This window comes from Nitrospira sp. (assembly GCA_024760525.1).
Lineage (GTDB): Bacteria > Nitrospirota > Nitrospiria > Nitrospirales > Nitrospiraceae > Nitrospira_D.
Map to the genome: position 1 here is coordinate 2,019,283 of CP060499.1, position 13,166 is coordinate 2,032,448.

Annotated in this window: 12 protein-coding genes; 7 read left to right on the forward strand and 5 right to left on the reverse strand. The window is 58.7% G+C overall.

Annotation, left to right across the window (positions count from 1 at the left end; all coding sequences use genetic code 11):
- Positions 1-11: 11 nt before the first annotated feature.
- The 3 genes from H8K04_09465 (at position 12) to H8K04_09475 (ending at position 3,567) form a co-directional block, all read left to right on the forward strand.
- Positions 12-1,988 carry an oligopeptide transporter, OPT family gene (locus H8K04_09465; GenBank protein UVT17730.1) on the forward strand — a complete coding sequence of 659 codons (1,977 nt, stop codon included), beginning with the start codon at positions 12-14 and terminating at the stop codon, positions 1,986-1,988.
- Positions 1,989-2,024: 36 nt separating this feature from the next.
- Positions 2,025-3,161, forward strand: coding sequence for a ribulose 1,5-bisphosphate carboxylase large subunit (locus H8K04_09470; GenBank protein ID UVT17731.1), 1,137 nt, complete (start codon positions 2,025-2,027; stop codon positions 3,159-3,161).
- A gap of 100 nt (positions 3,162-3,261) precedes the next feature.
- Positions 3,262-3,567: a DUF1232 domain-containing protein gene (locus H8K04_09475; GenBank protein UVT17732.1), complete on the forward strand. Its 306-nt coding sequence runs from the start codon at positions 3,262-3,264 to the stop codon at positions 3,565-3,567.
- A 32-nt stretch (positions 3,568-3,599) separates the two neighbouring features.
- Here H8K04_09475 and H8K04_09480 read toward each other — a convergent pair whose 3' ends face one another.
- From H8K04_09480 to hrpB, 4 genes are all read right to left on the reverse strand, one after another.
- The gene (locus H8K04_09480) at positions 3,600-3,782 is read right to left on the reverse strand and encodes a hypothetical protein (GenBank protein ID UVT17733.1); all 183 of its coding nucleotides are present in this window, start codon (positions 3,780-3,782) and stop codon (positions 3,600-3,602) included.
- A 192-nt stretch (positions 3,783-3,974) separates the two neighbouring features.
- Entirely contained in the window at positions 3,975-4,277 is a 303-nt protein-coding gene (locus H8K04_09485; protein ID UVT17734.1) for a hypothetical protein, read from the reverse strand.
- A 6-nt stretch (positions 4,278-4,283) separates the two neighbouring features.
- A complete protein-coding gene (locus tag H8K04_09490; protein UVT17735.1) occupies positions 4,284-4,541 on the reverse strand; it encodes a hypothetical protein in 258 nt (85 codons plus the stop codon).
- 206 nt (positions 4,542-4,747) lie between these two features.
- Positions 4,748-7,267, reverse strand: a complete 2,520-nt coding sequence (gene hrpB, locus H8K04_09495; protein UVT17736.1) for an ATP-dependent helicase HrpB — start codon at positions 7,265-7,267, stop codon at positions 4,748-4,750.
- 93 nt (positions 7,268-7,360) lie between these two features.
- Here hrpB and H8K04_09500 point away from each other — a divergent pair, with 93 nt between their 5' ends.
- From H8K04_09500 to H8K04_09510, 3 genes are all read left to right on the forward strand, one after another.
- On the forward strand, positions 7,361-7,558 hold the full coding sequence (locus H8K04_09500; GenBank protein ID UVT17737.1) for a hypothetical protein: 198 nt from the start codon (positions 7,361-7,363) through the stop codon (positions 7,556-7,558).
- Positions 7,559-7,670: 112 nt separating this feature from the next.
- Entirely contained in the window at positions 7,671-9,137 is a 1,467-nt protein-coding gene (gene zwf, locus H8K04_09505) for a glucose-6-phosphate dehydrogenase (protein UVT17738.1), read from the forward strand.
- A gap of 47 nt (positions 9,138-9,184) precedes the next feature.
- On the forward strand, positions 9,185-10,624 hold the full coding sequence (locus H8K04_09510) for an MFS transporter (GenBank protein ID UVT17739.1): 1,440 nt from the start codon (positions 9,185-9,187) through the stop codon (positions 10,622-10,624).
- Between the two features lie 36 nt (positions 10,625-10,660).
- Here the strand turns inward: H8K04_09510 and H8K04_09515 are convergent, their stop codons facing one another.
- Complete coding sequence (locus H8K04_09515) at positions 10,661-11,434, reverse strand: TerC family protein (GenBank protein ID UVT17740.1); 774 nt, start codon at positions 11,432-11,434, stop codon at positions 10,661-10,663.
- A 607-nt stretch (positions 11,435-12,041) separates the two neighbouring features.
- Between H8K04_09515 and H8K04_09520 the strand changes: the two genes are divergently transcribed.
- The gene (locus H8K04_09520; protein ID UVT17741.1) at positions 12,042-13,103 is read left to right on the forward strand and encodes a sigma-54-dependent Fis family transcriptional regulator; all 1,062 of its coding nucleotides are present in this window, start codon (positions 12,042-12,044) and stop codon (positions 13,101-13,103) included.
- Positions 13,104-13,166: the final 63 nt, after the last annotated feature.

The following is a 13,166-nucleotide window of genomic DNA, read 5'->3' on the forward strand; positions in this document are numbered from 1 at the left end:
CCGACACCACGATGAAGGATTCGGATCCCGTCGTCCCCGCTACGGTCAGACTCCCTGAAATTACCGTCAAAGCTGTGGTCTTGTCGGTGATCCTGGCGGCCGTCCTGGCGGCGGCCAACGCCTATTTGGGTTTATTTGCCGGAATGACCGTGTCCGCGTCCATTCCAGCCGCCGTCGCCTCCATGGCGATTCTGCGACTGTTCCGCCGATCGAACATCCTCGAAAACAACATCGTTCAAACCGCGGCGTCATCCGGCGAGGCGCTGGCCGCCGGCGTCATCTTTACCATCCCCGCGCTTTTGCTGGTCGGATATTGGTCTGAGTTCGACTATTGGCAGACCGTTCTGATTGCCGCGGTGGGCGGAATTCTGGGCGTGCTGTTCACCATCCCCTTGCGGCGAGCGCTCATTGTCACCGCGCGCTTGCGGTTTCCCGAAGGAATGGCGACGGCTGAAGTTTTGAAGGTCGGCGCCGCGGAACGAAGCGGGGCCGCGGCGCGCGAATCGACGCGGGATGTTCAGTCGCTTCTCTCCGCGGCGTTTGTCGGTGGTCTGGTGAAATTCGGTGAAAGCGGCCTGCGCTTGTGGTCAGAATCGCTGGAAGGAGCGGTGCAGGTCGGGCGCACCGTCCTCTATGCCGGCCTCAATCTCTCGCCGGCGCTGCTTGCAGTGGGGTTCATCATCGGCTTGCGGACGGCAGTCGTGGTCTTTTTAGGCGGAGCCCTTGGATGGCTGATCCTGATGCCGGCCTACGGGCTCATCAACGGACTACCGGCCGATCGTACCGGATTGGCGGCGGCCATGGCGATTTGGAGCGGTCAGATCCGCTACGTCGGGATCGGCGCAATGCTGACCGGAGGGTTGTGGACGCTGACCAAGCTGCGCGAACCGGTCTGGAAAAGCCTGCAGACGCTCCGGGCGAGTTATCATGCGTCAGGATCACGCGGGGAGAAGGCGGGCTCTGTGCGCACGGAGCAGGATGCGACGTTCTTGTGGATCGTCGTCCCATTCGGCCTCTCGCTCCTGCCGATGGCTGTGATGTATTCGCGAGTCGTCGACAGTCCGCTGATCGGCATCATCATGACCATGGTCATGGGGATTGCGGCGTTTCTGTTCTCATCCGTGGCGGCCTATATGGCCGGTTTGGTCGGGAGTTCCAGCAACCCCGTGTCGGGCGTGACGATCGCCACCATCATGGTTGCGGCTCTGCTGCTCGTACTGTTCCTGGGAACCGGTCATCCGGCCGGGCCGGCGGCAACTCTGGTGATCGGAGCGGTTGTGTGTTGCGCCGCCGCCATGGGGGGCGACAATCTCCAAGATCTCAAGACGGGTCATCTGGTCGGGGCAACGCCATGGAAGCAGCAAGTGATGCAAGTGGTCGGCGTGCTGACCGGCGCGCTGGTCCTTGTGCCGGTACTATCGCTCCTGCAGGCCAAGTATGGGATCGGGGAACCGACGGCGGCGCATCCGCATCCACTCAGTGCGCCGCAGGCCACCTTGATGGCCAACTTGACGCGCAGTGTATTCGGCTCCGGGTTGCCCTGGCCTCTCGTCGGACTGGGGGCGGTCATCGGCATTCTTGTCATCTTAGTGGATCGGCGGCAAGAGCTCCGTGGGAGCGACTTTCGTGTGCCTGTACTCGCTGTGGCGCTGGGGATGTATTTGCCTTTGAAACTCTCGGCCGCTATTGTTTTGGGCGGGGTGATTGCAGCATCGGCGAACCGGCAAGCGGGAAGGGGAGAGCAGATGTCTCAACGGGGGTTACTCGTTGCCGCCGGGCTGATCACCGGTGAAGCGTTGATGGGTATTATCCTGGCCATGCCGATCGCGCTGGCAGCCCTGTGGCCTGGTCTGGCCGGCGATCCATTTGCCGTCTTCACGGCGCCTCCCTTCGGAGGATGGCCCGGGCTGATCGTGGTCGCGGGAGTGGGGTTGTTTCTGTACCGAACGGCGGCGGGGGCAGGCCGGACGAGCCATCATTCAGCTTGAACCCTTGTGGCGATCGCAGGAAGGTGAGGCCGCATCATGACTGTCGCATTTTCCGATTCACCGGAATTTCTTACCGCTGTGTATGCGATTGATGGACCGGAGTCGCCGGCCCGCGCGAAGGCGGAGCGTATTTGTTTCGACCAAACCATCGAGGCTGAGGACCATCTGTTGCCTCCGGCTCTCCGATCGATCATCGTCGGTCATCTCGAGGCTCTACGGCACGTGCCTGGCGGAAAGTTCGAGGCCACCATCCGTTTTAGAGCCGACCTCCTCAGCGGGGACTGTACCGACGTGCTCAATGTGTTGTTTGGGACGAGCAGTCTTCGCGGAAACGTCACGTTGCTTTCATTTTCGATGACGGGAGGACTGCTTTCTTCATGGCGAGGACCGAGGTACGGCATTCAAGGTCTCAGACGGGCGGTTGGTGTCCGGCATCGGCCGCTGCTCTGCGCGGTGCTGAAACCGCTTGGACGGAGTCCGCACGAGCTGGCGGTGTTGGCGGCTCAATTTGTGGAAGGCGGTGTCGACATGATCAAGGACGACCAGAGTCTCGTCGATCAGCCCTGTTGCCCGTTCGAAGAGCGGGTCGCTCGCTGCGCTGACGCCATTGGAGAAACGAGCGCGCGGCGAGGGAGAGCATGCCTGTATTTCGCGCATGTCAGCGGGGCGTTGGATACGATGCGCCGGCGGGCTGCCCAGGCCAAGGCTCTCGGCGCGACCGGTCTTCTCGTGGCTCCGGGTTTGACCGGCTTCGATTCCATGCGGACGCTCGGCTTGGATGATGGACTCGCGCTGCCTATCGCCAGTCACCCGGCGTTACTCGGTGCGGCGGTGAGCCATGATAAGAGCGGGGTTGCGCCGGCCGTTCTGTATGGACTCTTGCCTCGATTGGTCGGCGCAGATGTGACCGTCTATCCTGCGTTCGGCTCGGATTATCCGATGACGCGAGAAGACTGTCTGTCGGTAGCTGAGCACTGCCGACAGTCTTGGGGCGCTCTCGAACCGATGATGCCCGGGGTCGGTGGACGCATCGGACCGGAACGGCTCGCCGAGTTGGCTTCGTCGTTGGGTCGGGATACTATTTTTGTCTTGGGTAGCCGCGTCCAGAAGGATTCGGAAGGTGTCGTTGCGGCGATGAAGGCCTTTCGCCGCGCGTTCGCAGAGTCAAACTGAGCCAGAGGGCCATCCGGCTTCTAAAAAGTCAGGGTCTTTGGTATCCTTAACGGCATCGTCCATGGCGTGTCTTCGAGAGAAACATATTCTGGAGGCAACAATGAAGGTATCCACGAGGTTCTTTGAATTGCTCCGCATGATCGGCCGGCTCTGGTCTGACTTTCCCTTATTGGTTCGTCTGCTCAAGGCATGGAAGAATGGAAGCTACCGTGGACTCTCCCTGCGCACCCTTGCCTCGCTGGCGGCAGCCATCCTCTATGTGCTGAGTCCGGTCGACTTGATCCCGGACTTTATTCCCGGGATCGGATTGATCGATGACGCAGCGGTGCTGACGTTTCTGCTCCACAGCATGGCGCAGGATCTGGCGGCGTTTCGAACATGGGAACAGAGCCGCGTCAATCTGTGAGCGCTTGATAAAGGCTCGATCGACGATCGGGGCTATGCCGCGCTCTTCCTGGGAACCTTGGCGCCTTTGCGTCTTGCTTCTGAAAGTCCGATGGCGATGGCTTGTTTGCGGCTGCGCACACGTTTTCCACTGTTGCCGCTTTTCAGCGTTCCCTGCTTTCGCTTGTGCATCGCTTGTTCGACCGATTTCTGAGCACGCTTACCATATCGCGCCATAGTCACTCTCCTCGATTCGGTTCGCCTGCCTCCACTCCTCCGTTTTGTACTCTCAACTATGCACATTGTTGCGTGAGACCGGTGAATTGAGGACTAGGAAAGCGCCTTGGACATTCGGCGGCGGAGCGGAAATGGTGTGGAAGCAGAATCGGCGAAACAATGCACGCACGACAGGGGCAAGACGAGGGAGGTTTATCCAATTAGGTCGGAATGAAACCGATTGAGTGGTCGTATGGAACGGGCCGTCACTTCGTGATACACGATGAATCGACCGTCTTTCCGAGGGCGGGTGAACATGCCCTCGACGATAATGCGGTCTCCATCGTGAACTCGTGTCCGGCTGATGACTTTAAGCGCACCCACTCCATCGGCGAGACGAAACTTGAAACTCGGTCGACCTTGCTGATCGGTGACTAATTGAACACCTTTCACTAATCCCGTGAGGACTACAGCGTGGCGATCACGTACTTCGTGGCGAGGGATGGAGTTAGCCATCTGGATTTATCGATGTGATGAATCAGTGACGCGCTTGTGATCGGTTTCATTGTCCCGATGCGGCAAGACACCGGCCTTCCCGAGGTTGGACATCTGTTCGGTAGCCATATGGGCCGATGGAGATGGGGGGCCTACTCCCGCACTGTTCTCGCCCCCGCCTCCTGCAAATAAACTGATACCGATGAGGATCGCGAGAGCCACGGCAACCCCTGTGGTATCCACCGTGTGGGAAATCCGTTCTTGCAACCGACGATGCAACTGCATGGTTCCACTTCTCCTGGTGAATGCGGTAGTGTCCTCTATACCCTGCTGATGCAGAGCGAGCTACAGGGGAGAACCCTAGTTATTCCTCGATCAATTCTCAAGAAAAACTTAAAAATCGTACGAGGGATGTCATGTGATGAGGGATCGGCCACGTCGTTTCTTGATCACAAAGCTCGTCGTTCGCCCGGGTGGCCGATCATTCCGTATCAGATTTTACGTTTCGCCCTGGCCGTCGGGGATGCCTGCAATGGGTCTTCAGGCCAATGGTGTTTCGGATATCGCCCTCGCAACTCCTTCCGGACATCATGGTAGCTTCCTGCCCAGAATCCACCGAGATCTTTGGTGACCTGTACCGGCCGATGGGCGGGCGAGAGGAGATGCAAGGTCAGCGGAATTTTTCCGTCGGCTACCCGCGGAGTCTCCTTACAACCGAACATCTCTTGCAGCCGCACCGCGAGAACGGGCGGTTCAGACGGTGTGTACTCGATTCGGAGACGGGAACCGCTCGGTACGGTGATATGACTCGGAGCGAATCGGTCAAGACGTCGGTGCTGTTCGTGGGTCAGGAGGGCATGAAGCGGTGTCGTCAGATCCAATCGTCTAACCCGATCAAGCGTGGTGATCCCGGCTACGTAAGGGCCGAGCCATGTCTCCAACGCCGCCAGCAGTGCCTCCTCAGAAAGATCAGGCCAGTCCGAGTTGCTGCCTTCGAGGCCCCGGATCCACATCACTCGAGTCCGCCATTGCTGTAATTCCGGAGAGAATCTGAATACTTCAAGTCCTGCTTTATGAATACCCTGCAGTAACACTTTAACTATGGATTCATTACCCTTTATATCGAGCGCTTCCTCGGCAAGGACTAAGGCCCCTAACTTCTGACGGGATGATGCCCGAACAGCGCCACTCGTGTCGTCCCACGCAACCGACTCCTCAACCAGCAGCTCGTCACGATATAAGGACTCGATCTCCTCTCGCGCAATCGGAGCCGCCAGGTTAATGCCGGCCCACATGTCGCCACCATCCAAGTCGGCAACGACCAGAAAGGGTTCACCCGCGATGGGGTCCGGCCTCATGAACCGCGCGCCACGACCATTGACCAATCGGTAGCGTCCGTCATCCCCGGGTTGCCGCTGCGCAATCCGATCAGGATACGCGAGCGCAAGCAGTAGCCCGACTGCCTGCGATCGATCCTGTCCGCTGTTCTCCCTCCTCATGGATGGAGTGCGGAGCTGTCGCCGCCACAGATCAGACGTTCGTTGCACCCGTTCAATCGCGGCGCGGTTCACCGTCAGGCCGGTGGAATTGCGCTGTCCCCGAAGCGTATCCATCCTGATGCGCAGATCGGCATTTTGCCGTTCACGTGGTCCCTGAAGAATATCGCGCTCACTCAGCAAGGCCGCCACATCACAAGCCGGATGTGCAAGACCCAGCGGGATTGCTCGGATCAGCATATGTGCCAGACGAGGATGGAGGGGAAGCTCGGCCATGCTCCGGCCATGATCCGTGAGATGTCCCTCACTCGAGAGGGCTCCGAGCCGCGTGAGCAATTCCTTGGATTGTGCGATTGCTCCGGGCGGCGGCGGAGTGAGCCAGGACAACTCCGACGGATCCCGGGCGCCCCACTGGGCGAGGTCGAGCATCAGAGGCGCGAGATCGGCTTCCAATATCTCAGGCGGACGATGGGCTGTCAGTGCACTCTGCTCCTTCTCGGTCCATACGCGATAACAGATACCCGGCTCGAGGCGCCCCGCTCTTCCACGACGTTGTTCGGCGGAATCCCTGGCGACACGGATGGTCTGTAATCGGGTCAAGCCTGAGCGGGGGTCGAAACGCGGGGTGCGCAACCAGCCCGCGTCGATCACGACGCGGATTCCGTCGATCGTCAGACTGGTTTCGGCGATCGATGTGGCGAGCACGATTTTTCGCAGTCCGGGAGCGGCCGGTCGAATCGCCGCATCTTGCATGTCTTGCGGAAGCTCGCCATGCAAGGGTGCAATTACGATTGATGGACCGAGTCGGGCATCCAACAGCATCCGTTCGACTCGACGAATATCGGCCATGCCCGGAAGGAAGACCAGCAGACTTCCGTGATCCTGGATCAAGGATCGCTTGATCAGGTGTGTCACGGCAAGATCGACACGGCCGGCGAGCGGATGATCAAGATAGCGCGTTTCGACCGGAAACATCCGGCCCTCGCATGAGATGAGGGGCGCGCGGCCCAAGAGTTCGCCGACGGGGCCGCAATCCAATGTGGCGGACATCACCAGGAGACGAAGGTCCGGACGAAAGACGCGTTGCGCTTCGAGACAGAGGGCCAATCCCACATCGGCCTGCAAACTTCGTTCATGGAATTCGTCAAACACCACCATGCCATAGCTGTCGAGTGACGGATCCTGATGGAGCAGGCGCGTGAGGACTCCTTCGGTGACCACTTCGATTCTGGTCCTCGGTCCGATCGCCGTTTCGAGCCGTATCCGATAGCCGACGGTTTCTCCGATCTGTTCATGCCGCTCCTCCGCCATTCGACGAGCTGCGGCCCGTGCGGCCAACCGCCTCGGTTCCAATACCAGAATTTTCTTTCCGTTCAACCAGGGCTCATCCAGCAGAGCCGGTGGAACGCGGGTGGTTTTTCCGGCGCCGGGAGGGGCCGTGAGCAGCGCATTGGACCCGTCGCCCAACGCGAGACGGATCGACGGCAGAACATCGTCTATTGGAAGTGTCGGCATGACGTGATAGGGTCACGATGTGAGTTGAGCAGACTGTACCAAAAAATAAAGCCGGGAAGGAATGAGGAAACTCTGCGGAGTCCAGGAGACGCGATGTCGATCTATAAATGGAGCACGGAGGCGCCGACTCGGCCTGGCTGGTACTGGTTCCGCGGCGAAGCGCATGAAAGCGAACCGTTTATCGTGCTGGTCGATGAGGCGGGACAGTTTCAGTGGCCGGATGGAGGTTTTCAGGAAGTCACCCTGGCTCACGGCGAATGGGCTGGTCCGATCGAGGAGCCTGAAGAGTAACGTGTGCTTCAAGGACGAACGAGTGGTTGTACGTGTTGACAGGTGAGGGGATCGATCCTAGCTTGAGCATGGCGCCTGACGGCTCCTGGGCAGTCATCGTATCGGTACCGCTATGAAAGAACGAACCGTGGAGCCGCATCTGTTCGTCATTCTGGGAGCGACGGGTGATCTGACGCGGCGGAAACTCCTGCCTGCGCTCTTTCACTTACGCACCTACGGCGAGCTCGAAAAGCACAATACGCTCATTGTCGGCGCCGCGTTGCCGGAGCTCAGTGAAGAGGCCTTCCGTCTCTGGGCCTATGAAGGGCTGTGCAGCTCCGGCGCCCGTAACGCCCCGGATTTACGCCAGTGGTGCGAAGATCATGTGCTCTACCACACCCTCCGCGAAGGCACCGTGGCGGACTACGAAGCCCTGGCCAAATGTATCGCCCGTCTCGAAGTCGAGCGGAATCTTCCTCAAAATCGGATTTTCTATCTGGCGCTTCCTCCGACGATCGTCCCTTCGACCCTGGAGCTGCTCGATCAAACCGGGTTGCTCAAAAGTCATGGATGGGTGCGTGTGGTCTTTGAAAAGCCGTTCGGTCACGATTTTCGTTCGGCGCGCGCGCTCAATACCCTCCTGCATCGCCACCTCGACGAAGCGCAGATTTATCGCATCGACCATTACTTGGGCAAGGAGACCGTACAAAACTTGCTGGCCTTCCGTTTTGCCAATCCCATTTTCGAATCGCTGTGGAATCGGGATACGGTCGAAAGTGTGGAAATCACCGTTGCCGAAGATCTCGGGGTCGAGCATCGAGGAGCCTATTATCAGGAAGCCGGCGCGCTTCGCGACATGGTGCAGAATCATTTAACGCAACTATTGACCGTCGTTGGGATGGAGGTGCCGACTTCCTTCGAAGCGTCCGAGATCCAAGCCGAAAAACTCAAAGTCTTGCGCTCCATTCAGCCGATCAATCCTCAAGACGTGATCTTCGGGCAATACACCGAGTGGAACGTCGCCGGCCAGCGGATTTCGGGATACCGGGAAGAACCGGGTGTGTCTCCGGATTCCACAACCGATACCTATGTGGCGTTGAAGTTGGAGATCCACAATTGGCGCTGGAGAGGCGTGCCGTTTTTTCTGAGAACCGGCAAACGGCTTCCGCGCAAAATCACGCAAGTGGCCGTCACCTTTCGTCCGGCTCCCATTCAAGTCTTCCGATCATTGGAGCCGGGCAGTCTGAACCCCAACAAGCTGCTGATCACCCTCCAGCCGAGTGAAGGATTCTCTCTCTGTTTCTCCGTGAAAACTCCGGGACGGCCGTTCAAGTTCACCGATCGCGCGTTGCGGTTTGACTATGGCCAGGCATTCGGCGGCGAACTCCCGGAAGCCTATGAGACGCTGTTGCGAGATGTGATGATCGGCGACCAAACGTTGTTCGTCACGGCGGACTTCACGGAAACGGCCTGGCGACTCTACGACCCGGTCTTGGCGGGCCCCCGGCCCGTGCATTTTTACACGGCCGGATCTTGGGGGCCCAAAGAAGCGGATGCTCTCGTGGAACGGGACGGCCAGAGCTGGCAATTGGGCTGGTAGGGAGCTCCCGTCGGATATTCCCGCCGATTGTCCTGCGACGAGGATGAATGCCTGTCCATCCCGATCCCCCGATCACGACGAATATCCCTCAACGAATGGATCGATTGCCCTGGTCGCGCTGGCACTGGCTGGTTGTCGGAGCGCTGGGAGTCACCTGGTTGCTCGATGGGCTTGAAGTGTCCATCGTCGCTGCTCTCGGTCCGATGCTGACTCATCCCGACGCGTTACATCTCACGCAATCGGAAGTAGGACTCACGGCTTCCGCCTATTTGGCCGGGTCAGTCGTCGGCGCGTTGATTTTTTCGTATCTCACCGATCGGCAAGGCAGAAAAAAATGGTTCATGATCACGCTGGCGCTCTATCTGGCGGCGACGGTGCTGACGGCCTTCTCGTGGGACCTCATGAGCTTTATGTTCTTCCGGTTTTTGACCGGGGCCGGCATCGGCGGCGAGTACGCCGCCATCAATTCGGCGATCGACGAATTGATTCCCGCCCGAAATCGAGGCCATACCGATTTGGCGATCAACGGGACCTGGTGGCTGGGCGCGGCGGCGGGCGCGTTGCTGACGCTGCTGTTGCTGAATCCGGCGATCTTTCCTGAATCCATCGGCTGGCGGCTGTGCTTTGTCTTCGGCGCCGTGCTGGGGGTGGCCATCATCATGGTGCGGCGCCTCATTCCGGAAAGCCCGCGCTGGCTGATGACCCACGGCCGGATTCAGGAGGCGGAGGCCACTGTGTCCCAGATCGAACGGCACGTGACACAGAATCGACGAACAGCGCTGTCAGAGCCGCAGGGCTCGATTACGCTCCGGACTCGTCCTCATGCGACGATCGGGACGGTGGCCCGGGAACTCTTCCGGTCATATCCGCGGCGGACGGCCTTGGGCATAGGGCTGATGGTCACTCAATCGTTCATGTACAACGCGGTATCGTTTACCTATCCGCTTGTGCTGACCAAATACTACGGCGTGCTCAGCAGCGACATCGGCTTCTACATTCTTCCCTTCGCGCTCGGCAATTTCATGGGGCCGTTGCTGTTGGGGCGGTTGTTCGATACGGTCGGCCGCAAGACGATGATCAGCCTCACCTACGGCATTGCCGGCATCCTTCTGGGCCTGACGGGCTATTTATTTTGGATGGAGTCTCTGACGCTTGCCACGCACATGATGATTTGGTCGTCGATTTTCTTTTTTGCGTCGGCCGGGGCCAGCGCCGCCTATCTGACGGTGAGCGAGGTGTTTCCGATGGAGATCCGCGCGATGGCGATCGCCTTCTTCTTCATCGTCGCGCAAGGGGCCGGCGTGGCCGCGCCGTGGCTTTATGGGATGCTCGTCGAGTCATCGGCCACGAGCGTGTTTTTCGGCTATCTCTTGGGCGGCGGCATGATGCTGGTCGGCGCCGCGATTGAGCTGTGGCTGGGGGTGAATGCGGAGGGCCGGTCGCTCGAGCAGCTGGCGACACCGTTGTCGGCCCGAAGTTCCCCTTGACGCTCGGTCCGTTCGACCGGCGGCATGAGTTCCGTATCAGTGGTCTTGAACGGAGGAGGCCGTGTTGCCGCGCGAGTATCTGTTATGCAGTTTGCGGGGTGATGCAGGGCGCGCGCGGATTCGCAGGTTGATCATCTCAACGGCGACTGAAAAGGCCATCGCGAAGTAAATGTACCCTTTCGGCACGTGCACGTCGAATCCTTCCACCATCAGTGTCACTCCGACCAAAATGAGGAACGAGAGGGCGAGGATCTTGATCGTGGGATGAGCATCGACGAATTCGCCGATCGGCCGCGCGGCAAACATCATGACGACCACGGCTCCGATGATCGCGATGGCCATCACGGAAACTTCATTCACCAGGCCGACGGCCGTGATGACGGAATCCAACGAGAAGACGATATCCAGCAGCGTAATCTGAAACAACATCATTCCCAACCCGGTCGGAGCCGAGGAAGTCTCGTGTTCATCGGTGCCTTCCAAGCTCTCATGAATCTCATGCGTCGCCTTGGCGAGCAGGAACAGTCCGCCGAGGATGAGGATGAGATCTCGTCCAGAAATCGCTTGATTCAGCGCGGTGAACAGGGGAGCCGTCAGTCCCATCATCAAAGAAATCGAGAATAACAAGCCCAATCGAGCGATCATCGCAAGTCCCAGTCCGACACGGCGCGCCAAGTCTCGTTGCTCCTGGGGAAGCCGGGCGACGAGAACGGAGATAAAGATGATGTTGTCGATCCCAAGGACAATTTCGAGGGCGGTCAGCGTGCCAAGGGCGATCCACATCTCGGAATTGGTCATCCAATCGAACATGCGATTCTCCAAGCAAAAAAGTGAATCGGCAGGATAGCGGGTCTGCCGCGCGGTTGGAAAGCGGTTTCTCCAGTGGAGATGCCGATTTCAATAGTCCCCGCATCATCGGCTACAGGGAACACGTGAATCAATGTCTCCCACCGTCCTCTAAGTCGGTAATGAGCTGGTGGCGAGACGAGTATCCTGATATGCGTATAGAGCTGAAAGAATCTATACTATAAAAACTGCTAGGCCCGTTAGGCACTACCTATCAGATGCATATAGTGCTATTTGTGTAAGAGTCCTATCGCAACCATCCTGTTGAATCATGTGATTTTGTGAAGATTCTAAACAATCTCAAAATGTGTGGTATTCGGGATAGAGCCGTAATACCCATGTATGCTAGAAGATAGAGCCGTATGAGTAGGGCAATGTAGTGCACTATTTCGAGCAAGGTCTTCCATCCAACGCAGTGGCAGGAGTGTGTGCGTAAGGATGAGGAATTTCGTGTATTGAACTCCGGGTTATCTTGGATCTTGAAACCATAAGTATTGTGCCGAGCATCTCATTTATGCGCTTCGGTTTCTAGAACGTGGTTGGAGGGACGCGGGTGGAAGAGCGCGAAGAAATGATAGGCACGAGTCCGGCGATCTGCGCCGTCTTTGATCTGATCCGTAAAGTATCGGCCACCGAGATGCCCGTGCTGTTGACCGGTGAGACCGGGACAGGCAAGGAACTGAGCGCCCAAGCTATTCACACCCGCAGCCAACGAAAACACGGGCCGTTCGTGCCGATCAATTGCGGAGCCATCCCGGAAACGTTACTAGAATCCGAACTCTTCGGCCATGAACGCGGGGCCTTTACGGGGGCCGTGCAGCAAAAGAGAGGCAAACTGGAAACGGCGGCCGGCGGCACCTTGTTTCTGGATGAGGTCGGTGATTTGTTACCCGCCTTGCAGGTCAAGCTGCTTCGGTTTCTGCAGGGAGGCACGTTTGAGCGGGTCGGGGGCCAGGAGACGCTCCGCGTCGATGCCCGAATCATTGCCGCGACCAATGTCGATCTAAAGGCCGCCATCGATCAGAATCGCTTTCGGGAGGACCTCTATTATCGGCTCGGCGTGCTGCATATTCATCTCCCGCCGCTTCGGGACCGAGGAGAGGACTTGCTCCTCATGGCCATGGTCTTTCTCAAGCGGGCCGCGGCGATCTATCGTAAGTCGATCCGTGGTTATTCAGCCCAGGCCATCGACGCAATGCGCGCCCATGCCTGGCCCGGCAACGTGCGTGAGCTCAGCAATCGAGTCCGGCGGGCCGTGGTCATGGGAGAGGGAGACGAGATTACGCCGCGGGATTTGGATCTGACCCCGGAGGTTCTTCAACGGGAAGGAAAAGATGCGCTCGATTCATTGCGTACGGCTCACCGCCGAATCGAGGTGGAGTTGCTTGTGCGGGCGATCAGCGTCCATCGCGGCAATTTGACCCGGATCGCGCGCGACCTGGAGGTGAGTCGCTCGACTCTGTACCGGAAACTGCGCACCTATGGGCTCGAAAAACTGGTTCCTGCCGCCACACGATCATCGTCCGTGAGCAATACCGGACGTACGAGAGTCGCGAGACCTACCACGCAAGAGAGTGACGCTGGGCTGCCTCAATATGCACCCGCGGGCGCTCCCCTTGAATCGGGGCATTAATCGACCAATTCGTCACAGGAAGTCACGCGGTCTTGCAGGACTGTTTCATTTTGAAACATGTTG